Origin of the sequence: Nocardia sp. NPDC050799 (assembly GCF_040654015.1) — a bacterium.
Lineage (GTDB): Bacteria > Actinomycetota > Actinomycetes > Mycobacteriales > Mycobacteriaceae > Nocardia.
The window spans coordinates 48,260-73,067 of record NZ_JBFAHF010000032.1 but is presented as its reverse complement, the minus strand read 5'-3'; the positions used below and the strand labels follow the sequence as shown (position 1 = coordinate 73,067).

General features: G+C 72.1%; 24 protein-coding genes. 16 read left to right on the top strand and 8 right to left on the bottom strand.

Going from position 1 to position 24,808, the window contains the following annotated elements:
• Positions 1-5: 5 nt before the first annotated feature.
• Entirely contained in the window at positions 6-1,244 is a 1,239-nt protein-coding gene (locus AB0H42_RS27475) for an FAD-dependent oxidoreductase (RefSeq protein WP_357061070.1), read from the bottom strand.
• Positions 1,241-2,572, bottom strand: a complete 1,332-nt coding sequence (locus tag AB0H42_RS27470; RefSeq protein WP_357061067.1) for a cytochrome P450 — start codon at positions 2,570-2,572, stop codon at positions 1,241-1,243. Before AB0H42_RS27470 ends, AB0H42_RS27475 begins: the two co-directional genes overlap by 4 nt.
• Positions 2,573-2,797: 225 nt before the next feature.
• On the opposite strand from AB0H42_RS27470, the gene AB0H42_RS27465 reads away from it, so the two are divergent.
• Positions 2,798-3,115: a 2Fe-2S iron-sulfur cluster-binding protein gene (locus tag AB0H42_RS27465; protein ID WP_357061064.1), complete on the top strand. Its 318-nt coding sequence runs from the start codon at positions 2,798-2,800 to the stop codon at positions 3,113-3,115.
• 8 nt (positions 3,116-3,123) lie between these two features.
• Here AB0H42_RS27465 and AB0H42_RS27460 read toward each other — a convergent pair whose 3' ends face one another.
• From AB0H42_RS27460 to AB0H42_RS27450, 3 genes are all read right to left on the bottom strand, one after another.
• The gene (locus AB0H42_RS27460) at positions 3,124-3,795 is read right to left on the bottom strand and encodes a LuxR C-terminal-related transcriptional regulator (RefSeq protein ID WP_357061061.1); all 672 of its coding nucleotides are present in this window, start codon (positions 3,793-3,795) and stop codon (positions 3,124-3,126) included.
• Entirely contained in the window at positions 3,792-4,661 is an 870-nt protein-coding gene (locus tag AB0H42_RS27455; RefSeq protein ID WP_357061059.1) for a response regulator transcription factor, read from the bottom strand. Before AB0H42_RS27455 ends, AB0H42_RS27460 begins: the two co-directional genes overlap by 4 nt.
• Positions 4,662-4,725: 64 nt before the next feature.
• Positions 4,726-6,180 carry an aldehyde dehydrogenase gene (locus AB0H42_RS27450; RefSeq protein WP_357061056.1) on the bottom strand — a complete coding sequence of 485 codons (1,455 nt, stop codon included), beginning with the start codon at positions 6,178-6,180 and terminating at the stop codon, positions 4,726-4,728.
• Positions 6,181-6,432: 252 nt separating this feature from the next.
• On the opposite strand from AB0H42_RS27450, the gene AB0H42_RS27445 reads away from it, so the two are divergent.
• From AB0H42_RS27445 to AB0H42_RS27435, 3 genes are read left to right on the top strand one after another with little or no spacing between them, the layout of a single operon-like run.
• A complete protein-coding gene (locus AB0H42_RS27445; RefSeq protein ID WP_357061053.1) occupies positions 6,433-8,127 on the top strand; it encodes an AMP-binding protein in 1,695 nt (564 codons plus the stop codon).
• Between the two features lie 5 nt (positions 8,128-8,132).
• The gene (locus AB0H42_RS27440; protein ID WP_357061050.1) at positions 8,133-8,927 is read left to right on the top strand and encodes an acyl-CoA thioesterase domain-containing protein; all 795 of its coding nucleotides are present in this window, start codon (positions 8,133-8,135) and stop codon (positions 8,925-8,927) included.
• Positions 8,924-9,901 carry a zinc-binding dehydrogenase gene (locus tag AB0H42_RS27435; RefSeq protein ID WP_357061048.1) on the top strand — a complete coding sequence of 326 codons (978 nt, stop codon included), beginning with the start codon at positions 8,924-8,926 and terminating at the stop codon, positions 9,899-9,901. The genes AB0H42_RS27440 and AB0H42_RS27435 overlap by 4 nt, the downstream gene beginning before the upstream one ends.
• A 39-nt stretch (positions 9,902-9,940) precedes the next feature.
• Here the strand turns inward: AB0H42_RS27435 and AB0H42_RS27430 are convergent, their stop codons facing one another.
• Both AB0H42_RS27430 and AB0H42_RS27425 read right to left on the bottom strand, forming a co-directional pair.
• Complete coding sequence (locus AB0H42_RS27430; protein ID WP_357061045.1) at positions 9,941-10,351, bottom strand: MaoC/PaaZ C-terminal domain-containing protein; 411 nt, start codon at positions 10,349-10,351, stop codon at positions 9,941-9,943.
• Positions 10,351-10,788, bottom strand: coding sequence for a MaoC family dehydratase N-terminal domain-containing protein (locus tag AB0H42_RS27425; protein ID WP_357061042.1), 438 nt, complete (start codon positions 10,786-10,788; stop codon positions 10,351-10,353). The genes AB0H42_RS27430 and AB0H42_RS27425 overlap by 1 nt, the downstream gene beginning before the upstream one ends.
• A gap of 64 nt (positions 10,789-10,852) precedes the next feature.
• Here AB0H42_RS27425 and AB0H42_RS27420 point away from each other — a divergent pair, with 64 nt between their 5' ends.
• The 10 genes from AB0H42_RS27420 to AB0H42_RS27375 all read left to right on the top strand — a co-directional run bounded on the left by AB0H42_RS27420 (position 10,853) and on the right by AB0H42_RS27375 (position 22,206).
• Positions 10,853-12,040, top strand: a complete 1,188-nt coding sequence (locus AB0H42_RS27420) for an acyl-CoA dehydrogenase family protein (protein ID WP_357061136.1) — start codon at positions 10,853-10,855, stop codon at positions 12,038-12,040.
• A gap of 11 nt (positions 12,041-12,051) precedes the next feature.
• Positions 12,052-14,004: an AMP-binding protein gene (locus tag AB0H42_RS27415; RefSeq protein ID WP_357061039.1), complete on the top strand. Its 1,953-nt coding sequence runs from the start codon at positions 12,052-12,054 to the stop codon at positions 14,002-14,004.
• Positions 14,005-14,014: 10 nt separating this feature from the next.
• Positions 14,015-15,076, top strand: a complete 1,062-nt coding sequence (locus AB0H42_RS27410) for an acyl-CoA dehydrogenase (protein ID WP_357061036.1) — start codon at positions 14,015-14,017, stop codon at positions 15,074-15,076.
• Positions 15,077-15,138: 62 nt separating this feature from the next.
• Positions 15,139-16,305, top strand: coding sequence for an acyl-CoA dehydrogenase family protein (locus tag AB0H42_RS27405; protein ID WP_357061033.1), 1,167 nt, complete (start codon positions 15,139-15,141; stop codon positions 16,303-16,305).
• On the top strand, positions 16,305-17,087 hold the full coding sequence (locus tag AB0H42_RS27400) for an SDR family NAD(P)-dependent oxidoreductase (protein ID WP_357061030.1): 783 nt from the start codon (positions 16,305-16,307) through the stop codon (positions 17,085-17,087). The genes AB0H42_RS27405 and AB0H42_RS27400 overlap by 1 nt, the downstream gene beginning before the upstream one ends.
• 1 nt (position 17,088) lies before the next feature.
• Complete coding sequence (locus AB0H42_RS27395; protein ID WP_357061027.1) at positions 17,089-18,291, top strand: thiolase family protein; 1,203 nt, start codon at positions 17,089-17,091, stop codon at positions 18,289-18,291.
• Positions 18,288-19,517, top strand: a complete 1,230-nt coding sequence (locus AB0H42_RS27390) for an acetyl-CoA hydrolase/transferase C-terminal domain-containing protein (protein ID WP_357061025.1) — start codon at positions 18,288-18,290, stop codon at positions 19,515-19,517. Before AB0H42_RS27395 ends, AB0H42_RS27390 begins: the two co-directional genes overlap by 4 nt.
• A 23-nt stretch (positions 19,518-19,540) precedes the next feature.
• On the top strand, positions 19,541-20,299 hold the full coding sequence (locus AB0H42_RS27385; RefSeq protein ID WP_357061022.1) for an SDR family NAD(P)-dependent oxidoreductase: 759 nt from the start codon (positions 19,541-19,543) through the stop codon (positions 20,297-20,299).
• 8 nt (positions 20,300-20,307) lie between these two features.
• Positions 20,308-21,138, top strand: coding sequence for a 1,4-dihydroxy-2-naphthoyl-CoA synthase (gene menB / locus AB0H42_RS27380; RefSeq protein ID WP_357061133.1), 831 nt, complete (start codon positions 20,308-20,310; stop codon positions 21,136-21,138).
• Positions 21,139-21,156: 18 nt separating this feature from the next.
• A complete protein-coding gene (locus AB0H42_RS27375) occupies positions 21,157-22,206 on the top strand; it encodes an LLM class flavin-dependent oxidoreductase (protein WP_357061020.1) in 1,050 nt (349 codons plus the stop codon).
• Between the two features lie 16 nt (positions 22,207-22,222).
• On the opposite strand, the gene AB0H42_RS27370 is transcribed toward AB0H42_RS27375, so the two are convergent.
• A complete protein-coding gene (locus AB0H42_RS27370) occupies positions 22,223-22,996 on the bottom strand; it encodes a FadR/GntR family transcriptional regulator (RefSeq protein ID WP_357061017.1) in 774 nt (257 codons plus the stop codon).
• Between the two features lie 178 nt (positions 22,997-23,174).
• Here AB0H42_RS27370 and AB0H42_RS27365 point away from each other — a divergent pair, with 178 nt between their 5' ends.
• Positions 23,175-23,957 (top strand): enoyl-CoA hydratase-related protein, encoded by a 783-nt coding sequence (locus AB0H42_RS27365; protein WP_357061014.1) that lies wholly within the window; start codon positions 23,175-23,177, stop codon positions 23,955-23,957.
• Between the two features lie 16 nt (positions 23,958-23,973).
• A complete protein-coding gene (locus AB0H42_RS27360; RefSeq protein WP_357061012.1) occupies positions 23,974-24,786 on the top strand; it encodes an enoyl-CoA hydratase-related protein in 813 nt (270 codons plus the stop codon).
• Positions 24,787-24,808 lie beyond the last annotated feature (22 nt).

Below are 24,808 nucleotides of genomic sequence, written 5' to 3'. Positions count from 1 at the left end.
TGGATCTAGACGCCGGCGGCGGTGGCCGCGACATCGCGCAGCGAGACCGCCGGATCGGCGAGCCGGACCGGGTCGACGGGGGTGCGGTCGCCGACGAACTTCTTTCCCGCGACGAAATCGCCAGGAGCATTGGCGGTTTCGACCGCTGCCACGGTGTTGCCGTCGGTGAGGTGGAACAGGGCGTAGGAGCCGGGCTTGCGGCCCTCGCGGGCGACGACCCGGTGGCCGGGCCCGACCAGCCCGGCGATCTTGAGCTTCAGATCGAACTGGTCGGACCAGAACCAGGGCACCTCGGGCGCCGGGTGCGTGGCGCCGAGCAGTGCCGCGGTGACCTGCCTGGCCTGCTCGGTGACGTTCGGGATCGATTCCAGTCGCACCAGGCCGTCCGTGCCGGGGAGCGGGCGTCGGGCCACGTCCCCGATCGCGAACACCGCGGGGTCGCTGGTGCGGCCCTGCTCGTCCACCAGAACCCCGCCGTCGCAGGCCAATCCGGAACGGTGCGCCAGCCCGTCGTCGGGAGCGGCACCGATGCCGACGAGCACGGTGTCGGCGGCGACGAAGGTGCCGTCGGCCAGCTCGATGCCGCGAGCTCGGCCGTCGCCGGTGCGGATCGCGCGAACCTGTGCGCCGGCGCGGATCTCGGTGCCCTGCAACCGGTGCGCGGCGGTGAGCCGCCGGGACAGCTCGGCGCTCGCCACCCGGGCCAGCACCCGTTGCTCGCGTTCGACGACGGTGACCGCGATACCGCAGGACCGGGCGACCGCGGCCACCTCCATCCCGACGTAACCGCCGCCGACGATGGCCAGCCGATCGCCGCGGTCGAGCGCGGCGCCCAGCGCGCGGGCATCGTCGAGGGTGCGCAGGGTGAGCACCCCGGCTGCGTCGGCGCCGGGCACCGGCAGCGGGCGCGGGGTGGAGCCGGTGGCCAGCACCAGGGCGCGGTAGCCGAGTTCGGTGCCGTCGGCGAGCCGCAGCCGCATCGCTGCCCGGTCGATCGCTGTCACCGCGGTCCCGAGCCGGAGCCGGATGTCGTTGTCGGCGTAGAACTCCGCCGGGCGCAGCAGCTGGTGCGCGCCGGGCCCGGAGAACTTCTTCGACAGCGGCGGACGGTGGTAGGGAAGGTGTACTTCGCTGCCGACCAGGACGATGCCGCCGGTGTGCCCGGACTGGCGCAGCAGCGCCGCCAGCGTCGCCCCGCCGTGCCCGGCGCCGACGATGACGATCGGGTCGCCGGTGCCGGTCATCGTCCGGTGAACTCCAGCTCGACCGGCATGTTCTTCAGCCCGCCGACGAAGTTGGTCTGGATGAACTTCGTCTCCCCGGCCAGGTGCACCGCCTTCAGCCGCGGCAGCAAAGTCTCGAACATGATCTTCAGCTCGAGCTTGGCCAGGTGCTGGCCGATGCACATGTGCGGGCCGTAGCCGAAAGCGATGTGCTTGTTCGGGCGGCGGTCGATGTCGAACTCGTCCGGACGGTCGAAGACGTCGGTGTCGCGGTTGCCGGACTGGTAGAGCAGCATGAACCGGTCGCCGGGCGCGATCTCGCGGCCGCGCAGCTCGTAGGGGCGCAGCGCGGTGCGCATGAAGTGCTTGACCGGGGAGGCCCAGCGCAGCGCTTCGTTGACCAGGTTCGGCACCAGCGACAGGTCGCCCTGTAGCCGCTCGAGCAGCCCTGGGTTCTGGGCGAGGGCGTGCACGGCGCCCGCCATGGTCGAGGAGGTGGTGTCGTGTCCGGCGGTGGCGATGGCGATGAAATAGCCGTAGGCCACTTCCTTGGCGAAGTACTCGCCCTGCTCGGTCCTGGCGTTCGCGATGATGGAGGCGAGGTCGCCGGTCGGGTTCGCGCGGCGGTCCATGAGCAGATTGTCGAAGTAGGCGTAGAAGTCCTGGATCGTCGCCACCCACTGCTTGGCGGCGGCGTCGGGGGTGAGCGGCTCGACGTCGGCGCGGGCGGCATCCGGATCGGCGGTGCCGAAGAACTCCTGGGTCAGGGTCATCATCCGGGGTTCGTCGGATTCCGGCACGCCGAACAGGCTCATGATGACGTGCAGCGGGTACTGCAGCGCGAAATCCTTGACGAAGTCGATCTTCCCGTCGGTGGCGAGCAGCCGGTCCACCGACTCCTGCGCCAGGGTGCGGATCGTGTCCTCCCAGCGCTTGAGGTTGTTCGGCCGGAACCAGTCGGCGGCGATGTCCTTGACGACCGTGTGCTCGGGCGGATCGAGGTAGGTCAGCGTCTCCAGAATGCGCAGGCTGCCGTTGTTGATCGATTTGGTGAAGGCGTCGCCGGCCTGGTTGGCGAGAATCGGGTTGAAGCGGCCCTTGTCCTCCCCGCCCGCGCTGGTGAAGATGTCGGGCTGCCGCTCGATCTCCATGATGTCGGCGTGCTTGCTCACCAGGTAGATCGGGTCGTACCCGTCCACCTCCGCCAGGCCGAGCGGATTGTGCTCACGCAGCCACCGGTATGCCTCGAACAGCCGCGCGTCGTCGCGATGTCCTTCGGGCAGGACGATCTGCTGGGCCACATCATCGGGGATTCGCAGGTCGCTGGGGGAATGCGTCGTCGACGTCATGGAGTGTCCTATCGCTCAGGGCTGGAACTCTCCCAGTCTGTGCCGTGGGTCACGTGACTCTCATCACCCCGAGGAGGTAATCACGGACTCCGGAGAGGGAATTGTGATCCAGCTCCCTCCGGCGGCTCGCCGAATAGGTCCCCGTGGTGATGATCCGGGCGCCCTCCCGGATTCACGATGAATGCCGAGGCGATGTCGCCTCGACGAATCGGACGAGGAGAAGCAATGGCGCGAGTCGTTTACCATCTGCCCGACGGCACCGTGCAGACCGTCGATGTTCCCGCGGGCCAGAGTGTGATGGACGGTTCGGTCCGGAACAATCTTCCGGGCATCGTCGCCGAGTGTGGCGGCAGCTGCTCCTGCGCGACCTGCCACGTCTACCTGCCCGGCTCCTCGGCCGAGCTGTTCGATCCGCCGACCGACGAGGAATCCGAACTCGTGGAATTCCTCGAGGGCGCGCAGCCGAATTCCCGGTTGTCGTGTCAGCTGATCATCGGCGCGCAGGCCGAGGTGCACGTCGAGGTGGTCGATTCCTCGCTTTAGGGGTCGGGTCAGCCGGACCGGGCGATGAGTTCGGCCCGGTTGGCCGCACCCATTTTGCGGAGGATGTGTTTGACGTGTGTTTTCACCGTCTCGATCGAGAGGGTGTGTATATCGGCGATCACCGCATTGGACGCGCCCTGCAGAATGTTCTCCAGAATGTCGCGCTCGCGCTCGGTGAGTCCCGACGCCGCGACGGCGAATTCGGCGGCGGCATCGGTTGCCGGGAAGGCCGGGGTGGATTCCAGAGTGCGGATCTCCGTGCTCAGCGTGCGCAGCCGGGTCTGCTGCACCCGCAGCTGTTCGGCGCTGTGGAGCCGGCCCGCGGTGGCGACGGCGAGCTCGACGAGCAACTGCACGGCCTCGCGCTCCGGCTCGGCGAGGCGGCCGTCGACGAGCAGCACCGTGCCGGAGTGGCCGACCTCGAAAGCGGTGACGGCGCGGCCGTCGGCCGTGGCTGCGGGGGAGGTGGCGTCGGTGGCGCTCAGCCGTGCGGTCGGCGCGTCCCGGTCGAAGCGCACGAGTTCGCGCGCGGTGCCGCCGTCGACGGTGGCGAGCAGCGCCGACGCGGACCCGGCGACCCCGGCGGCGGCCGCGCACAGCGCACCGGCCAGAGTGGCGCGGTCGGTGGCCTCCGTGACAGCGGCAAGGGCCTCGTCCAGCCGGGCGTGCCCGGCGTTCACGGCAGGGTGGCCGCGCCCGCGCCGCCCTGCCGGAAGCGGGCGGCGGCCTGGGCCCGCGAGTCCACGTCGAGCTTGCGGAAGATCCGGCGCACGTGTGCCTTGACCGTGCCGTCGGAGATGAACAGCCGCGCTGCGATCTCCCGATTGCTCGCGCCCGCGGCCAGCAGCCGCAGCACCTCGTCCTCGCGTTCGCTCAGCACCGGGGGCGCGGCCGCGAGGGCGGGCGGCGGGGCCGCGGCCGGATCCGGGCCGAAGAGCGGCGTGGCCGCGCCCACCTCGGCGCCCACGACCCGCTGCACCATGGCGTGCAGCGCGCTGCGCTGCCGGGCCAGCTGGTCGCCGTTCTCCCGCGTGGCCGCGACCAGGCCGGTGATGCGGGCTGCCATCAGCAGCAGCCGCATGTCCTGCTCACTGACGGTGTCGCGGTTGCGGTCCACATGCAGGATCGCCACGGTGCGGCCGTTGGCGACGATCGGGGCGGCGGCGTACGCGGCCGGGTCGGACAGATCGATGAGCGGCCGGTAGGCCTCCCGATGGTAGGCGCGCCTGCCCAGCAGGTACGGACGCCGCAGCCGCACGAGATCGGCTTCGCGCGGCGCCCGCAGCAGCGGCACCGCGGTGCCGTCCACGGCGCGCCGGAGCTCCCCGAAAGTGTCCTCGAGTTCCGAGGACACGTGGACGTACTCGGGGGCCCACGACGCGCCGCCGACCCGGGAGAACATGGACTTGGCGAAGCCGAGTGATTCGCACGCCTCCCGCGCCACGGCCGCACCGAAGGCGTCGTCACCGGCGACCTGCAGCCGGTCGAGGAATCGCCGCAGCCCGCGGACGGGGAAGTCCGGGGCCGTCCGTTCGATCACCGCCATCGCTCCGACCCTCGACTTACGTGATGTGTAACACAAAGCTACCAGCTGGTCCTGTTGTCGTGGATCAGCTCGCTGGCGGCAGGTAAACGGTGCGGGTGTGCTGAAAGGCATGCAGCCCCTCCGGCCCGAGCTCGCGGCCCATGCCGCTGCTCTTGATCCCGCCGAACGGCGCGACCGGGTCGTTCGTGTAGTGGTTGACCCCGATGGTGCCGGACTGCACCCGGGCGGCCACCCCGGCCGCGCGCTCGACATCGGCCGACCACACCGACCCGCCCAGGCCGTACTCGCTGTCGTTGGCGATGGCCAGCGCCTCGTCCTCGTCGGCGAACGGGAGCACGCTGAGCACCGGGCCGAAGATCTCCTCGCGGGCGACGGTGGCGGTGTTGTCCAGGTCGGCGAAGACCGTCGGCTCGACGAAGTAGCCGGTGTCCAGCCCCTCGGGGCGGCGGCCGCCGGTGGTCAGCCGCGCGCCCTCGGCGCGGCCGGTGGCGATGTAGCCCTCCACGCGCTCGCGCTGCCTGGCCGAGACCAGCGGCCCGATCCTGGTCGCGGGGTCGAGCGGATCGCCGATGGTCAGGGAGCGTGCCAGCTCGGTGAGCGCGTCGACCACCTCGTCGTAGCGCGACCGCGGGGCGAGCACGCGGGTGTTCAGCCAGCAGATCTGGCCGTTGTTGAGGAAGGTGACCCCGAACAGCGACTCCAGCGAGGCATTCAGATCGACATCGTCGAGCAGGATGGCCGCGGACTTGCCGCCGAGCTCCAGCGTCACCGGGCGCAGCAGTCGGCCGCACACCTCCGCGATCGTGCGGCCCGCCGCGGTCGAGCCGGTGAACGACACCTTGTCCACGCCGGGGTGCTGCACCAGGTAGGCGCCGATATCGCGGCCGCCGGGCACCACGTTGAGCACACCGGGGGGAAGGCCGGCGGCCGCGGCGGCCTCGGCCATGAGGAAGGCGTCGAGCACGGTCTCCTCGGCCGGTTTGAGCACGACGGTGCACCCGGCGGCCAGCGCGGGGGCCAGCTTCAGGAACGAGATGGCCTGCGGCACGTTCCACGGCACCACCGCGCCGACCACGCCCACCGGGTGCCTGGTGACGCGGGCGGTGCCGCCCAGCATCCCCGCGCGCTCGTCCACCTCGGGGGCATCCACCATGAGCTGGGCGAAGTACCGCAGCAGTACCGCGGGGAACCCGCCTTCGAACTGCTCGGCCAGCCAGATCGGCATGCCGTTCTGCTGCGAGACCCGGCGCGCGGTCTCGCCCGCGCGGGACTCGAGCTCGATCGCGAAGCGCTCGAGCACCGCCTCGCGCTCCTTGGGGTGCCAGGTGGACCAGCCCTGCGGGTCGTCGAAGGCGCGCCGGGCGGCGGCGACGGCGCGGTCGATGTCCGCGGTCGCGGCGGCGGGCACGCTGCCGATGACCTGCTCGGTGGTCGGCGAGTGCACGGTGAGGGTGCCGCTGGTGGCCGGGCTCTGCCAGCCCCCATCGATGTAGAACTCGCGGTAGTCGATGGACGTCATCTCGCTCCTCGCTGTGTGAACGGCGTCACTCCAGTGTGGCTATCGCTCGCCGAGTGTCAATGGTTTGTTTGGTACGACCAAAAATATCACTCCGTCGAACCGCGGCATCCCCCATTCGGGTGACTTCCGGACGAATGCCCCGCTCGGGCGGGGTGCCCGGGCGTTCACTGGACTCGGGAGTTGTTGCGCTATTCGGTCCAACCATTCTAATGTTTAGACAGAGCGCGCGACGGAGCAACGGAGGACGGCACCATGACCAGCGAGCGAAACCTCGGCCGCTACACCCCGGCTCAGATCGATGAGTTCTACGCGAGCGGCCAGTGGACCGACGAGAACTTCACCGACCTGCTGCGCTCGCGTGCCGCCGCGAACCCGGACAAGGTCTTCGTCACCGACGGCACCTACGCCCTGACCTTCGCCGAGCTCTACGAGTCCGCGCAGCGGCTGGCGCTCGGGCTGCACCGGCGCGGGCTGCGCCCCGGGGATCGGGTTGCCGTGCAGTTGCCGAACTGGGCCGCCTTCGTGCTGGTCGCCGCGGCGCTCTCCCGGCTCGGCGCGGTCACCGTGCCGATCATGCCGATCTACCGCAGGGACGAGGTGTCGCACGTGGTGGCCGACGCGGCGGTGCGGATGGCCGTCGCACCGGTCGAGTTCAAGGGCTTCGACTATGCGGCCATGTACGAGGAGATCCGCCGCGACGCCCCCACCCTGGAGACGGTCGTGGCGGTGCGCGCGCCCGCGGAGGCGCGGGAACCACTGGCACAGCGCGGGATCGACGTCCTCGAGGAGCTGATCGTCGCCGACGTCACCCCGGAGCAGGTCGACGCCGAGCTCGGCTTCCGGGTGCATCCGGACGACCCGTTCGTCATCGTCTACACCTCGGGCACCACCTCGCGGCCCAAGGGCTGCGTGCACACCTTCAACACCTACGCCTCCGGCGCGCGGGCGCTGACCGTGGCGTTCGGCCACACCGAGAACGACGTGCAGTTCGGCCCCTCCCCGATCACGCACACCACCGGCCTGGTCACCAGCGTGCTGATTCCGCTGCTGGCCGGTGCCGCCACCCACATCATGGCGGAGTGGCAGCCCGCGCAGGCGCTGGTCGAGATCCAGCGCTACGGCTGCACCGCCGCGGTGACCGCGACGACCTTCCTGCAGACGCTGCTCGCCGCCGCCGAGGAGCAGCCCGGTGCGGACCTGTCCTCGCTGCGGGTCTGGACCTGCGCGGGCTCGCCGATCCCGGCGTCCGTGGTCGAGCATGCCAAGGCCGCGCTGCCCACCACCAGCGTGCTCTCGCTCTACGGGCGCAGCGAGAACCTCTCCACCACCACCTGCACGCTCGCCGACGACCCGCGCCGCGCGATCACCTCCGACGGCGCCGCGCTGCCCGGCGCCGAGGTGCGGGTGGTCGGCGACGACGGCGCCGAGCTGCCCCGCGGGGCGGAGGGCGACATCGCCTACCGCGGTCCCTCGCACATGATCGAGTACCTGAACCGCCCCGCCGACACCGACGAGCTGTTCACCCCGGACGGGTTCTCCCGCTCCGGTGATCTCGGGGTGATGGACGCCGACGGGTTCGTGCGGGTCACCGGCCGCACCAAGGACATCGTCATCCGCGGTGGCATGAACATCAGCGTGCGCGAGGTCGAGGACAAACTCGCCGACCACCCGGACCTGGTGGCGCTGGCCGTGGTCGGCATGCCCGACGAGCGGCTCGGCGAGAAGGTCTGCTGCTACGTCGTGGCCAAGCCCGGCCACGCCGCCCCCACGGTGGAAGAACTGCGCGGCTATCTCGTCGATCGCGGGGTGGCGATCCAGAAAACCCCGGAACGGGTGGTCGCCGTGCGCGAGCTGCCGATGACCGCGACCGGCAAGATCCAGAAGCACATCCTGCGCAAGCGCATCGCCGAGGAGCTGGACGCACCCGCCGCGGCGGGCGCGCGCTGAGCGGCATGCCGACCTCGACCCCGCAACTCGTCCTCGGCGGCGCGGAGGCGCTGGTGCGCGTCGGCCCCGTCACTGTGACGCCGACGGGCGCGCAGCTCACCGTGGAGTCCGGTCCTTGGCTGCGCGATCCGGTCACCGGATGCAGCCGGGGCGCGCTCGGGGTGCCGCTCGACGACGTCACCGGCTTCCTGGTCGCCGCGGCGGCGCCGCCGGGCCGGTGGCCGGTGAGCCTCGGCATCCGGCTCGATCTGCTCGCGGACCCGCCGCTGGACGGCTCGCCCCTGACGGTGCGCGGGGAGCTGGCCGGACTCGACGAGCGCGGCGGCACCACCCGCGGCACCGTCACCGACGCCCGCGGCGGCCTGCTCGCACTGGTGGTGCAGCGCTCGCACTTGGTGACGGTGGACGAGGCGCCGTCCGGCGCAACCCCGGCCCCGCCGCCGCCCGACGCGGGGATTCCGCTGCGGGAGGCGCTCGGCTTCCGCGCCGCCGAACCCGGCGTGCTGGAGCTGCCGCCCTCGGTGTTCACTGCCAACGGCATGGGCAATGTACACGGCGGGATCCTGATCTGCGGCACCGAGTTCGCCGCCGCGAGCGCGCTCGACGCCGCTGGCGAGCTGCGCACCACCAGCATCGACATCACCTATGTCCGGCCCGCGGACGCGCACGGCGCCACCACCTTCCGCAGCCGGGTGCTGCACCGGGGGCGGTCCCTCGCGGTCGTCCAGGTCACGGCGCTGAACTCCGCGAACAAGCCGTGCGCCATCGCGACGGCGTTGCTGCAGGACCGGATGCGATGAGGGCGATCGCGCTGGACGCCTTCGGGGCCGCCGAGAATCTGGTGCCGCGCACCGTCGCCGATCCGGCGGAGCGCTGCGGCTGGGTCACCGTCGAGCTGCGCGCGAGCGCGCTCAACTGGCACGACGTGCTGGTGCGACAGGGGAGGTATGGCTCTCCGCTGCCGCACGTGCCCGGCGCGGACGGGGCCGGGGTCCGCACCGACACCGGCGCGGAGGTGGTGATCCTGCCCTCGCTGTTCTGGGGTGACCGGGTCGAGGCGCCGGGGCCCGGCTTCGAGATCCTCGGCGACCGCGTCCCCGGCACCTACGCGCAGTACGTCTCGGTGCCGGGGGAGTGCCTGGCACCGAAGCCGGCGCACTACTCCTGGGCGCAGGCCGCGGCGCTCCCGCTCGTCGGCGTCACCACCTATCGCGCGCTGGTGACCAGGGCCGGGCTGCGCGCGGGGGAGTCGCTGCTGATCATCGGCGCGGGCGGGGGCATCGCGACCACCGCGCTCGCGCTCGGAAACGCCCTGGACGCCGAGGTCTTCGTCACCGGCTCGACCCCGGAGAAGCTGGAACGGGCGCGGGCGGCGGGCGCGGCGGGCGGGGTGGTGCACACCGGCGACGACTGGCCCGACCGGATCGCCCGGCTCGCTCCCGGCGGCGCCGGCTTCGACGTCGTGCTCGACCCGGTGGGGGTGTGGGACCGGTCGGTGCGGGCGCTGCGCCCCGGCGGCAGGCTGGTCGTGCTCGGCGCCAATGTCGCCGAGCAGGTGCGGATGGACGTGCGCGCCTTCTTCTTCGGCCAGTACACCCTGCTCGGCACCACCATGGGCGGCCCGGCGGACCTCCGCGGGCTGCTCGAACTCGTCGCCGTCGGCGGCGTCGCGCCGCCCGCCATCGCTGAGGTCTTCCCGCTCGACGAGGCCGCGGCGGCGCATCGGCTGTTGGAGGCCGGTACCGCGTTCGGGAAGATCGTCCTGCGGCCGTGAGGGTTCGCGGTGCCGGCCCGCCCGGCCGGCACCGCGCAGTCACCGCTCGGCGGCGACCCGCACCCGGGCGGTGGCCGTGATCACGACCCGGTCCCCGACCCGGGCGGTGAGCGCGGCCTCGGCGACGTCGCCGCGCACCGCCTCGACCTGCCCGGACAGCTCCAGCGTTTCGCCGAGCGCGAGCGGCGAGGCGAACCGCACCGTGTAGCCGAGCAGATGCTCGACGTGCACCAGGTCGGTGAGCCAGGCGGCGAGCAGCCCCGCCTGCAGCTGCCCCATCGCGATGACATCGGGCAACCCGGCCTGCCTGGCATAGCCGGAGTCGTGGTGCAGTGGGTTGAAATCGCCACCGGCACCGGCGAATCGAACGATATTCGTCTGCGTGATCGGGCCGATGGTCCGGCTGCCGAGCTGCTGTCCCGCGGTGAGCGGGAGCGGCGGGCGTGCCATCACCGGCCCCGCTCGATCAGCACCTCGCGCTGCACCACCGCGGTCACGCCGGTGGCGTCGGCCCAGGTCGTCTCCAGGGTCACCAGCCGCATGCTGCCCCCGCGCCTGCCCTCCTTGACGGTGTCGGAGACCACGCGGCGGGTGCCGGTGAGCGCGTCCCCGGCGAGCAGGGGCCTGCGGTACTCCCACTCGACCGAGCCGACCACCACCCGCTCGATCGTCAGCCCGAGATCGCGCACGAAGCGCTGCTGGTCGCGGTGGTGCCCGGCGACGACCACGTGGGTCGCGGTGGCCGGAACGGCGGCCAGCCCCGCCGCCGCGGCGGCTACCGGGTCGGTGTGCACCGGATCGGCGGCGTGGGTGGCGCGGGCGAACTCCCGGATCTTGCCCGCCTCCACCTCGAAGGACACCGCATCCAGGACCGTCGAGGTTTCCATTCATCCTCCTAGTCATTTGGTCTGACCTATTGTAACGTTGGTCCGCAACGAGTGGGAGGTGCTGATGGAGCTGAGCGATTCGCCGCAGGAGGCGGAGTTCCGGGCGCGGGTGCGCGCCTGGCTGGCGGAGGCCATGCCGACGCTGCCCGGGTCGGAACCGGCCCGCCTCGAGGACCGGCGCACCTGGTGGTCGCAGTGGCAGCGCAGGCTCTTCGAGGCCGGGTTCGCCGGGCTCTCCTGGCCCGCCGAGTACGGCGGCGCGGGCGCCGACGCCAAGACCAAGGCGATCTTCACCGAGGAGCTCGACCGCGCCGGAGCGCCGGAGCGGCTGAACATCATCGGCGAGGACTTCGCCGGCCCGACCATCGTGGCCTTCGGCAGCGACGAGCAGAAGCAGCGCTACCTGCGGCCCATCCTGGACGGCACCGAGATCTGGTGCCAGCTGTTCTCCGAACCGGAGTCCGGCTCCGACCTCGCCTCGCTGCGCACCAAGGCGACCAAGGCCGAGGGCGGGTGGCGGATCCAGGGTCAGAAGATCTGGACCTCGCGCGCGCAGATCGCCGACAACGCCATCCTGCTGGCCCGCACCGGCGGCGGCGAGCGGCACCGCGGCATCACCTACTTCCTGCTGCCGATGTCGGCGCCGGGGGTCTCGGTGCGGCCGCTGGCCCACATGCTCGGCGAGGCCGAGTTCAACGAGGTCTTCCTCGACGACGTCTTCGTACCGGATTCGGCGGTGGTCGGGGAGGTGGACGGCGGCTGGCGGGTCGCCATGGGCACGCTGGCCTTCGAGCGGGTCGGCATCGCGACCGGCCGGGTCAACACCACCCGCGCCGTGCGCGACCTCGTCGCGCAGATCGAGCGCGGCGCCGACGACGAGGGGCACCCCCTCGCGGCGAAACCCGAGGTGCGGCAGCGGATCGCCGATCTCTACGGCCGTGCGCTCACGCACTACCTGATCGGGCAGCGGGTGATCACCGGCGCCGCTTCGGGTGAGCCGCCGGGCCCGGTCACCTCGATCGGCAAGCTGTACTTCTGCCCGCTGGTGGAGGACATCGCCGATTTCGGGCTGGCGTTGAGCGAGCTCGGCGGTCAGTTCGGCCTCGCGGCCGAGGGCGAGCCCGCCGACGCCGACCAGCAGCGCTGGCTGCGCCTGGCCTACCAGGCCCGCGGCACCGCCATCGCGGGCGGCTCGACCTTCATCCAACGCAATATCGCAGCCGAGCGGGTGCTCGGCATGCCACGGAACTGAGAGGCGGCGCGATGAGCAGCTATGTGTGGAATCCGACCCCGGAGCGGATCGCGGCGGCCAACGTCACCCGCCTGGCCCGGAAGCACGGCATCGAGTCGATCGCGGAGCTGCGGCGCCGCTCGACCGCCGATGTCGCCTGGTACTGGGACGCCGCCGTGCAGGATCTCGGCATCCCGTTCGCGACCCCGTACGAGCAGGTGCTCGACCTCGCCGCGGGCATCCAGTTCCCGGAGTGGTTCACCGGGGGCACCTTCAACGCCGTCGACGCCTGCCTGACCCGCTGGCTCGCCACCGACGCCGACCGGCCCGCGATCGTGCACGAGGCCGAGGACGGCGCGGTCCGCACCCTGAGCTACGGCGAGCTGGCCGCGCAGGTGGGCCGGGTCGCGGCCGGGCTGGTCGAGCTCGGCATCGGCGCGGGCGACGCGGTCGCGATCTACCTGCCGATGATCCCGGAGGCGGTGGTGGCCTGCTACGCCGCGGCCGGCATCGGCGCGATCCTGGTGCCGCTCTTCTCCGGGTTCGCCGCCCCCGCCATCGCCGCCCGGCTCGCCGACGCGGAGGTGCAGGCGGTGGTGGTCGCCGACGGCACGATCCGGCGCGGCCGCGCGGTGCCGATGGCCGCCGAGCTGGCCGCGGCGCTGCCGCACTGCCCCTCGGTCCGCGCGGTGATAACCGTCGAGAACATCGGCGGCGGAGCCGAACTCGGCGACACCGAGGCCACTGTGACCACCTGGGACGCGCTCGCGGACCCGGGCCGGGAGCCGTACGCGTTCCGGCCGTTCCCGGCCATGCAGACGCTCATGCTCGGCTACACCTCCGGTACCACCGGCAAGCCCAAGGGGGCGGTGCACACGCACGCCGGATTCACCGTCAAGGTTGCCACCGAGGTGGCGTACTCGTTCGACATCTCCCGCGGTGACGTCTTCTGCTGGATCACCGACATGGGCTGGGTGATGGGGCCGCTCTCGGCCTTCGGCGCGCACGCCAACGGCGCCACCCTGCTGCTCTACGAGGGCTCGCCGGATGTGCCCGACGGCGCCCGGCTGTGGGAGCTGGTGCAACGGCACCGGATCACCATGCTCGGCGTCTCGCCGACCCTGATCCGCGCGCTCGCCGCCACCCCGGTCGCCGAGATCACCGCCCGCGACCTGTCCTCGGTCCTGGTGCTCGGCTCCACCGGCGAGCCGTGGGATCCGCACCACTACGACTGGCTGGCCCGCGACGTCTTCGGCGGCCGGGTGCCGGTGATCAACTTCTCCGGCGGCACCGAGGTCGGCGGCTCCTTCCTGGCGCCCTACCCGGTGGAGCCGATCCCGAGCTGCTCGCTCGGCGGCCCCTCGCTCGGCATGGATGTCGACGTCGTCGACGACACCGGGGCGCCGCTGCGCGGCGCGATCGGCGAGCTGGTCTGCCGCCAACCGTGGCCCGCTATGACCCGCGGGGTGTGGCGCGACCGCGAGCGCTACCTGGAGTCCTACTGGTCCACCTTCGACGGGGTCTGGTGCCACGGCGATTTCGCGCTCGTCGACGAGGACGGGCAGTGGTACATCCTCGGCCGCTCCGACGACGTCATGAACATCGCGGGCAAGCGGCTCGCCCCGGCCGAGGTGGAGTCGGTGCTCACCACCCACCCGGCGGTCGCCGAGGCGGCCGCGGTGGGGGTGCCCGACCCGAAGAAGGGCGAGTCGGTGTGGGTGTTCTGGGTGCCCCGCCCCGGCGCCGACACCGCGGGCGTCTCCGACGAGCTGCGTCGGCTGGTGGCCGCCGGGGTGGGCAAGCCGTTCGCGCCCGCCGCGGTGTGGCCGGTGCGCGCGCTGCCCAAGACCCGGTCGGCCAAGATCCTGCGGCGCGCGGTGCGGGCCGCGGCGCTCGGCACCGACCCGGGTGACCTGTCGAGTGCGGAGAACCCCGACGCCGTCGAGGCCATTCGCGATGTCGTGCACGGCACGGCGGTGAGCTGAGGAGCCGGAAATGCACTGGGAGCTGTCCGAGGAACAGGAGCTGTTCGCCGTTTCGCTGCGGGAGTGGATCGCGGCGAAATTCCCGGTCGAGACCGTCCGGGAACTGCACGCCGCGGGGGAGGGCGGCGCCTTCACCGCCGCGCTAGTCGGCGAGGGTTGGTGGGGCGTCGGCTATCCGGAGGAGGTCGGCGGCCAGGGCGGCGGTGTGCTCGAACTCGCCTTGGCCGCGCGGGAATTCGGGCGGGCCGCGGTGCCCGACTCCGGTTGGCTGGCCGCCGCGCTCGCCGCTCCGCTGCTGACCGCGGAGGAACTCGCCGCGCAGCTGTCCGGGGAACGGCGCTTCGCCGTCGCGGTGCGCGCCGATCGGATTCCCGGTTCGGCGCCGCTGCCGACCGATGGCGCGGGGCTGAGCGGCACCGTCGCGCACGTGCTCGGCGCGGCCGGAGCCGACGTGCTGCTCGTCCCGGTCACCGGCCCCGACGGCCTCGGCGTGGCCAGAGTGCCCGCCGCGGCCGCGGTGCGCACCCCGGAGAACCTGCTCGACCGCTCTCGGGCCGTGGCCTCTGTCGAGTTCGCCGCGGCCCCGATCACCGGGATCGAGGCCGCCGACGCGCTGCCGCGGATCGCCGACCTGGCCGCGGTGCTCGTCGCCGCCGATGCGCTCGGCAGCGCCGAGCGCATGCTCGAGCTGGCCGTCGGCTACAGCAGGCAGCGCAAGCAGTTCGGGCAGTTCATCGGCGCCTTCCAGGCGGTCAAGCACGCGGCGGCGCAGATGCTGGTCACCGTGGAGGCCGCGTACTCCACCGCGCTCTACGCGGCCGCGGCGCTGGAGGCCGGGCAGGACGACGCGGCAACGGTCGCGGCGGTGGCCAAGGCGCAGGTGACCGGGCCGGTGGCCGGGCTCGCCGATAGCGCGCTCACCGTGCACGGCGCCATCGGCTACACGTGGGAGCACGACCTGCAGCTGTTCTACAAGCGCGCCAAGCTCGACCGGGTGCTCTTCGGCGCACCGGCCGGGTGGAACGAGCGCATCGCGGCCGCGCTGCTCACCGTCCCGGCGGCGGCGGGCTGACCCCTTTCCTATTTGGTCAGTCCATTGATATAGTTATCGCACCGAAGGGATGGAGACCAGCAGTGGATTTCGAACTGACAGAGGATCAGATCACGATCCGGGACGCGGTCGCCGAGCTGGCGGCGAAGTTCGACGATCGGTACTGGGCGCAGAAGGACGCCGCGCACGAGTTCCCGACCGAGTTCTACGACGCCTTCGCCGCAGGCGGCTGGCTCGGCATCACGACGCCCGAGGAGTACGGCGGCCACGGCTACGGCATCACCGAGGCATCGCTGCTGCTCGAGCAGGTGGCCGCCTCCGGCGCGGGGATGAACGGCGCCAGCTCCATGCACCTGTCGATCTTCGGCATGCACCCGGTGATCGTGCACGGCAGCGAGGAGCTCAAGCAGCGCACACTGCCCCGCATCGTCAACGGTGACCTGCACGTCTGCTTCGGGGTGACCGAGCCGGGCGCCGGGCTGGACACCACCCGGATCACCACCTTCGCCCGCCGCGAGGGCGATCGCTACATCGTCAACGGACGCAAGGTGTGGATCTCCAAGGCGATGGAGTCGGAGAAGATCCTGCTGCTGACCCGGACCCAGAAGTTCGACGAGTCGCCGCGCAAGACCGACGGCATGACCCTGTTCCTGACCGACCTGGATCGCACCCGGGTGGAGATCCGGCCCATCGACAAAATGGGCCGCAACGCGGTGACCTCGAACGAGTTGTTCATCGACAACCTCGAGATCCCGGTCGAGGACCGGGTCGGCGAAGAGGGCAAGGGCTTCACCTACATCCTGGACGGGCTCAACCCCGAGCGGATGCTGGTGGCCGCCGAGGCGCTCGGCATCGGCCGCGCCGCGCTGCGCGCCGGGGTGAAGTACGGCAACGACCGTGAGGTGTTCGGCCGCCCGATCGGCAAGAACCAGGGCATCCAGTTCCCGCTCGCGGACTCCCTGGCCCGCCTCGACGCCGCCGAGCTCGTGCTGCGCAAGGCCACCTGGCTCTACGACAACGGCCTGCCCTGCGCGCGCGAGGCCAATACCGCCAAGTACCTGTGCGCCGACGCCGGCTTCGACGCCGCCGACCGCGCCCTGCAGACCCACGGCGGCATGGGCTACTCCGAGGAGTACAACGTCGCCCGCTACTTCCGCGAGGCCCGGCTCACCCGGATCGCGCCGATCAGCCAGGAGATGGTGCTGAACTACCTCGGCTCCCACGTCCTCGGCCTGCCCAGGAGCTACTGATGACCGACCACACCCCGGCACCGGGCATCCGGGCCTTCTCCCTCGACGGCCGCACCGCGCTGGTGACCGGCGCGGGCGGCGGGGTCGGCGCCGCCGTCGCCGCGGCCTTCGCCGCCGCGGGCGCCGCGGTCCTGGTGACCGATATCGACAAGGACGCCGCTGCCGAGGTGGCCGCGCGCATCACCGCGGCGGGCGGCACCGCCGAGCCCTTCGCGCTCGACGTCTGCGACGCGGGCAACGCGCGCGACGCCGCGGCCGCGGCCGCCGCGCTCGGCGGCGGCACGCTGCACATCGTGGTGAACAACGCCGGGGTGATCGCGCCCGCGATGTTCCCGCAGCTGGACGAGGCGAAGTTCCGCCGGGTGCTGGACACCCACCTGATGGGCAGCTACCACTGCAGCCAGGCCGCGCTGGAGTACCTGCCCGACGACGGCACCGGCCGCATCATCAACGTCACCTCGGCCGCCGGGCTGACCGGCACCATCGGGCAGGCCAACTACGGCGCCGCCAAGGCCGCCATCGTCGGGCTGACCAAGTCGCTGGCCAGGGAGCTGGCCCGCCGGGCGATCACGGTCAACGCCATCGCCCCGCTCGCCGCGACCGCCATGACCGCGAACATCCGCGGCAACGAGAAGCTGGCCGCCAAGACCCTGGCCCGGATTCCGCTCGGCCGCTGGGCGAGTCCGGCGGAGATCGCGCCCTCGTTCGTCTTCCTCGCCTCCGGCGCCGCGGCCTACATCACCGGCCAGGTGCTCCCCGTCGACGGCGGGACGGTGATCTGAGATGGGCGCGAAGGTCTCCGGCCCGTTCGTCTCCGCCGGTCGCGAGGTCGTGATCGCCGAGGCGGTGCGCACCCCGATCGGCAGGTCCCACCCGGAGAAGGGGTGGTTCCGCGACACCCATCCGAACGCCCTGCTCGCCGCCTGCTATCAGGATCTGATCGCGCGCACCGGCCTGGATCCGGCCGCGGTCGAGGACCTCGTCATCGGCTGCACCGCGCCCTTCGGCGAGCAGTCCCGCAATATCGGCCGCAATGCCTGGCTGCAGGCCGGGTACCCGGCCGAGGTGCCCGCCACCACGCTGGACCGCCGCTGCGGCTCGGCGCAGACCGCGGTGAACTTCGCGGCCGCGCTGATCGCCTCCGGTGTGCACGACATCGTGATCGCGGGCGGCGTCGAGCACATGGGGCACGTCCCGATGAACTCGCCCGCGAAGATCAGCGAGCTCTACGGCGAGCCGTGGCCCGCCGAGCTGCGCGCCCGCTACGACTTCGTCACCCAGGGCGAGAGCGCCGAGCTCATCGCCGACCGCTGGGACATCTCCCGCACCGAGATGGACGAATTCGCGGTGCGCTCGCACCGCCTCGCCGCCGCGGCGGTCGCCGCGGGCCGGTTCGACGCCGAGATGGTGCGCATGGAGCTCGACGGCGAGGACCGGCTCGGCGACCAGACCATCCGGCCCGGCACCACCCTGGAGACCCTGGGCAGCCTGAAGCCGGTCTTCCGCCCGGAGAACGGACGGATCACCGCGGGCACCTCGAGCCCGATCTGCGACAGCGCCGCCGCGGTCGTGCTCTGCACCAGGGAGGCCGCCGAGCGGCACGGGCTGCGGGTGCGCGCCCGCATCGCCGACCAGACCACGGTCGGCGTCGACCCGATCATCATGCTCACCGGTCCCATCCCCGCAACCCGGAAACTGTTGGAGCGCACCGGCCTCACCGTCGACGACATCGACCTGTTCGAGGTCAACGAGGCGTTCTCCTCGGTGGTGCTGGCCTGGCAGCGCGAGCTGAAGGCCGACGAGGAGCGGGTGAACGTCAACGGCGGCGCCATCGCGCTCGGCCACGCCGTCGGCGCCACCGGCGCCCGGCTGATCGCCACCGTGCTGAACGAGATGGAGCGCAGGGACAGCGCGCTCGGCCTGGTCACCATGTGCTGCGGCGGCGGGCTCGGCACCGGCACCCTGCTGGAACGGGTCGACCGGTGATCGACTTCGGTGCGCTGCTGCGGCCGGGGTCGGGGGTCTGGTGGAGCCAGGCCGCCGCCGAGCCCCGGCCCCTGGTGGACGCGCTGCTCGCCCAGGCGGGCGCGCTCGGTCCGCTGCGGCTGTTCACCGGGCTCAGCTGGAACGATCAACTGGCGCAGTCGATCTCGCCGGCCGACATCATGGTGTCCTACGGCGGGCTCGGCGCGCTGCGCGAGCTGGGCGCCACCGACCAGCTCGACGTGGTGCCCTGCCACTACTCGGCGCTGCCCCGGATGTTCGCCGAGCACCGGCTGCCCTGTGACGCCGGGCTGCTCCAGGTCGCGCCGCCGGACCGGGACGGCATGTGCTCGCTCGGCATCGGCGTCGACTACATGGCCGACGCACTCGAGCACACCGGTGTGCTGGTCGCGGAGGTCAACGCGCAGATGCCCGCGGTCCCCGGCTCGCCGCGGATTCCGCTGCGCCGCTTCACCGCCACCGTGCACACCGACCGGCCGCTGCAGGAGGAGGAGCGCAGACCCGCCTCCGCGGCCGACCGGCGGATCGCCACCCACATCGCCGGGCTGATCGACGACGGCGACACCGTCCAGGTCGGCATCGGGGCGATGGGCGGCGCGGTCTTCGACGCGCTGGCCGGGCACCGCGACCTGGGGGTGCACACCGGCATGATCACCGACGGCGTGCGGACGCTGATCGACAAGGGCGTGATCACCGGCGCCCGCAAGCAGATCGACACCGGGCTCGCGGTGGCAGGCACCGCGCTCGGCTCCGCGGAGCTCTACGCCCGGGTCGGGGAGCTGCCGCTGCTGTTCCGCCCCACCAGCTACACCCACGCCCCGCAGACGCTGTCCCGGCTCTCCTCGCTGGTCGCGGTGAACTTCGCGATCGAGGTCGACCTCACCGGCCAGGTGGGCGCGGAGCTGAGCCGGGGCACCTACCTGGGCGCGGTCGGCGGCCAGGTCGACTTCGCCCGTGCCGCGGCGCTGACCGGACGGCGCTCGATCGTCGCGCTGCGCTCGACGGTGCGCGGCCGCTCCTCGATCAAGTTCGCCCTCGACGAGGGCGTGGTCACCACCGCCCGCGCCGACGTGGACTGCGTGGTCACCGAACACGGGGTCGCGCACCTGCGCGGTGAGCCGCTGGCCGAGCGCAGGCGCAGGCTGATCGCGGTCGCCGCCCCGGAATTCCGCGACGACCTGGCTCGCGCCGTGCACACCGCATCCTGACCCCACCGAAAGGGAACTACACCATGAGCAACCGAATCGCACTCGTCACCGGCGGCGCCCAAGGCATCGGCGAGGGCATCTCGCGCCGGCTGGCCGCGGCCGGCTTCCGGGTCGCCGTCGCCGACCTGAACGTCGAGGTCGCCCAGCAGACCGCCAAGGAGATCGTGGCCGCCGGGGGAGAGGCCGTCGCCGTCCCGATCGACGTCACCGACACCACCGCGGTGCGCGCCGCGGTCGAGCGCACCGCCGCCGAGCTCGGCCCGATCGAGGTCGTGGTGAACAACGCCGGCTGGGACGACTTCATGACCTTCCTGGAGACCGACGAGGCGTTCTGGGACAAGATCCTGGATATCAACTTCAAGGGCGCGCTGCGGGTGAACCACGCGGTGGTGCCCGGCATGATCGAGCGCGGCTTCGGCCGGGTGATCAATATCGGCTCCGACGCGGGCCGGGTCGGCTCCTCGCTGGAGGCGGTCTACTCCGGGGCCAAGGGCGGCATCATCGCCTTCACCAAGACCCTCGCCCGCGAGGTCGCCACCAAGGGCGTCACGGTCAACACCGTGTGCCCCGGCCCCACCGACACCCCGGCGCTGCGCAAGTTCGCGAACAACTCCGGCCAGGACGCCGACAAGGTGATCGGCGGCATGACCCGCTCGGTCCCGATGAAGCGGCTCGCCTCGCCCGCGGACGTCGCCGCCGCGGTCGCCTTCTTCGCCTCCGACGAGGCCGGCTACGTCACCGGGCAGACGTTGTCGGTCAGCGGCGGCCTGACGATGGCGTGAGCGCCCCCGTGGTGGAGTGGACGACAGTGCGCCGCTACGACGACGTCGACTACTCCCGCACCGAGGACGGCATCGCCCGGATCATGATCTGCCGCCCGGAGGTGCACAATGCCTTCCGCCCGCAGACCCTGGTCGAGATCTCCGACGCGCTCACCCACGCCCGCGAGGACCCCGGCATCGGGGTGATCGTGCTGACCGGCGAGGGCGAGCGGGCATTCTGCTCCGGCGGCGATCAGCGGGTGCGCGGCGACACCGGCTACCTCACCGACCCGGACCGCCCGGACGCGGTCGGCCGGTTCCACGTGACCGATCTGCAGGTGCAGATCCGCAGGCTGCCCAAGCCGGTGGTGGCGATGGTGGCCGGGTACGCGATCGGCGGCGGGCACGTGCTGCAGATCGTCTGCGACCTGACCATCGCCGCCGACAACGCCCGCCTCGGCCAGGTCGGCCCCCGGGTCGGCTCGTTCGACGGCGGGTTCGGCGCCGGGCTGCTCGCCCAGCTGGTCGGGGTGCGCAAGGCCAAGGAGATCTGGTTTCTGTGCAGGCAGTACGGCGCGGCCGAGGCCCTGGAGATGGGGCTGGTCAACACCGTCGTGCCGCTGGCCGAGCTGGAGGCCGAGACGGTGGCCTGGTGCCGCCGGATGATGGAGCTCTCGCCGATGGCGCTGCGGCTGATGAAGGCCGGCTTCCACGCCGCCGAAGACGGGCTGGCCGGCATCCAGCAACTCGCGCACGACGCCAACCTGCTCTTCTACGCCACCGAGGAGGCCAAGGAGGGCCGCGAGGCGTTCAAGGCCAAGCGCCCGCCCCGCTTCGACCGTTTCCCGCGCCGGGCCTGAGCACGGAGAGAGAGTTCGATGACGACATTCGGGATCAACGCCTTCGGCACCGGCCGCGGCAGGGCGCGGTTCGAGTCCATGGCCGCCCTGGCGCGCGAGGCCGAGGCGATCGGCTGCGCGGCGGTGTGGACCAGCGAGCTCTACAACCGCTCGGCGACCGTTCCGCTGGCCGCGCTCGCGGCGGGCACGAACACCGTCGCGATCGGCAGCAATATCGCCTACGGGGTGGGGCGCAGCCCGCTGATCTGGGCGGCCGAGGCCCGCGATCTGGACGAATTGTCCGGCGGCAGGCTGATTCTCGGGCTCGGCAACGGCACCCCCACCATGATGGAGGCCTGGCACGGGGTCAGCGGCGAGGCGCCCGCTGCGCGCATGGCCGAGCTGCTGACGGTGCTGAACGCGCTGTGGCGGCTGCACGAGGGGCCGGTGCACCACGACGGGCGCTTCTACCGGGTGCACCTCACCCCGACCTCCGAGGTGCCCGAACCGGTGCGGCCGCGGATCCCGATCTGGATCGCCGGGGTGAACCCGCTGATGCTGCGCACCGCGGGGCAGCACGCCGACGGGCTGGTCGGACACCCCATGTTCACCGCCGAGTACGTGCGCGGCCCGGTGGCCGCGGCGCTCGCGGAGGGCGCGGCGCGCGCCGACCGTGATCCGGGCGCGGTCACCGTCATGGGAATCCGCATGTGCGCGATCGACGACGACCTCGAGATCGCCCGCAGTCAGGCGGCTTTCGCGATCGGGCAGTACGCGGCCTCGCGGGTCTACGACCGGCTGTTCGCCCTGCACGGCTGGAGCGGTGCGCAGCAGCGCATCCGGCAGGCGGCCCGCGAGCGGGACCGCGCGGCGCTGATCCGCGCGGTGAGCGACGAGATGATCGACGCCATCACCATCGCGTGCACGCCGGGCGAGTTCGCCGCGGCGCTGGCCCGGCTGCCCGCGGGCTTCGATCACCTCGACCTCATCGCGCCGCCGTGGGGGCTCTCCGAGGAGCAGACCGCGGCGACGAACGCCGCGATCCTGGCCGGGCTGCGCACGCACCTGGCCGCGCCCGCGGCGGTGTGAGGCCGCGGGCCGCGGTTCAGGAGTCGCCGAGCTCGATCTGGGTGCGCTGCTCGACCTGGACCACGGCCTCGGCGTAGCCGTGTACGTGCTTGCCCATCCGCCGGGTGGCGGCGGCAGAATCGCCGGCCCGGATGGCGTCGGTGATCGTCTTGTGCGCCCGGTAGGTGGTCAGGCGCACCTCCTCGTCGACGAAGGCCTGGTTCTCGGTCGAGCTGTAGATCGCCTTGGAGAGCGCGGACATGAAGCCGGTGAGCAGCTCGTTGTGGCTGGCGGTCGCCACCGCGAGGTGCCATTCCACATTGGCCTGCAGGAACGACTCCAGCGGCTGCTCCGGATCGCCGACGGCCACATTGGCGGCGTCGAGCGCGGCCAGATCCTGCTCGGTGCGGTACTTGGCGGCCAGCCCGGCGCACGCGGGCTCGATCGCCTCGCGGGTCTCCAGCAGCGCGGTCAGCCGCAGCTGCTGGCCACGGATGAGCAGGCTCACCGAGGTCGCCACCGCCTCCCCGCCCGGCTGCTGGACGAAGGCGCCGCCGGAGCGGCCGGTCTTGATCACGACGAAGCCCTGCACCTCGAGGATGCGCAGCGCTTCGCGCACGGTGGTGCGGCTCATCTGGGTCTGGGCGACCAGTTCGCGCTCCGGCGGCAGCGCGGTGCCGGAGGGGAAATCGCCGCGCAGGATGCGCTCCCGCAGATCGTTGGCGAGCACATCGGAGGCCTTCGGGACCTGCATCGGCTGCAACCGGACCGGCCGGCGCGCAACCGTACCCGTGGCGGGCGATTCGGTCATTGCCACCTGCTTTCTGTGCATTTGGTCGTACCTAAATCTAACAGGGAAGGGTACCGAAGGGCGATTTCAGCAGGTACATTTGTATTTGGTACGACCAAAATAATGGTTGACTTGAAGTTGGTTCGAGTCTAGTTTCCGAAGGAGAACTGTGCCGGTGACGAGGCGAAACGAGGGTGCGATGACGGACCGTGCTGCGGACGTGGTCACGTGGGAATCGGTGCGACCGGGGATCACCGTGGTCCGGCTGGCGCGCCCGCCGGCCAACGCGCTCGGGGTGCCGCTGCTCGAGGGGCTGCACGCGGCCATGGACGCCGCCGAGAAGGCCGGTGACGTCAAGGTCATGGTGATCGCCTCGGCGCTGCCGAAGTTCTTCGCCGCCGGCGCCGACATCAAGCACCTGTCGGCGATCGATGCCCCGTCGTTCACCGCCTACGGCGACCTCATGCGCGCGGTGAACGACCGGCTCGAGGCCGCGCCGTGGATCTCGATCGCCGCGGTCGACGGGATCGCGCTCGGCGGCGGGCTGGAGCTCGCCCTTGCCTGCACCCTGCGGGTTACCGGGCCGAACGGCCGGTTCGGGCTGCCCGAGGTCAAGCTCGGCCTCATCCCGGGCGCAGGCGGCACCCAGCGGCTGCCGCGCCTGGTAGGGCGGGGCCGCGCACTGGACATCATGCTCACCGCCCGCCAGGCCGATGCCGAGGAGGCGCACCGGATCGGGCTCGCGGACCGGTGCACCGACGGCGACGCGCTCGCCGCCGCACTGGAGCTCGCCGCGGAGCTGCTCGGCCCCTCACTGCCCGCGCAGCTCGCCGTGGTGCGCACCGTGGACGCCGCCCACGATCTGCCGCTCGCCGACGGCGCCCGCGTGGAGGTCGAGCAGATCCAGTCGCTGTTCGAGGCGGGGGAGGCGGCCGAGGGCATCGCCGCCTTCGTCGGCAAGCGCGCACCGAATTTCCGCTGACCCGAGGAGTTCCGCGATGAAGACCCTGGATGAACGATTCGAGACCCTGCGCACCGAGGAGGTGCGGCCGGGCATCGTGGTCGCCACCCTGAACCGGCCGGACCGCTACAACGCCATGACCAACACCATGTTCGTCGAGCTGGAGCGGCTGGCCTGGGGGCTGGAGACCGAGGAGAGCGCCCGCGTGCTCGTACTCACCGGCGCGGGCCGCGCGTTCTGCTCCGGCTACGACCTGGCCGACGCCGACGACCTGCCCGGTCTCGGCGCGCTCGGCATGCTCGACCAGCAGGAGCGCGCCGCCCGCGCGCTCACCGCGATCCGCTCGCTGCGGGTGCCGGTGATCGCCGCGGTCAACGGCCCGGCCGCCGGCGGCGGGCTGGCGCTGGCGCTGGCCGCCGACATCCGGCTGGCGAGCCCGGCCGCCAAATTCAACGCCGCGTTCGTCCGGATCGGGCTCTCCGCAGGCGATCTGGGCACCTCCTGGCTGCTCACCCGGCTCATCGGCCCGGCCAAGACCAGCGAGATCTGCTTCACCGGCCGAGTCGTGGACGCCACCGAGGCCGCGGAGCTCGGCATCGTCAACTCCGTCCGCGCGGACGGCGAGGTCGTCGCCGCGGCGATCGCGCTGGCCGAGCGGATCGTCACCAACTCCCCGGGCGGCGTGCAGCTGTCCAAGCGCGCGCTGCAGGCCAACCTCGAGGTCGGCTCCTACGCCGCCGCGCTGGAGCTGGAGAACCGGGGCCAGGCGCTGCTCACCCGCAGCCCGGACATGGCCGAGGCGCTGAGCGCGTTCAAGGAGAAGCGCGCGCCGCACTTCCAGGGCACCTAGACCGATCCCGCACACCAGCAGA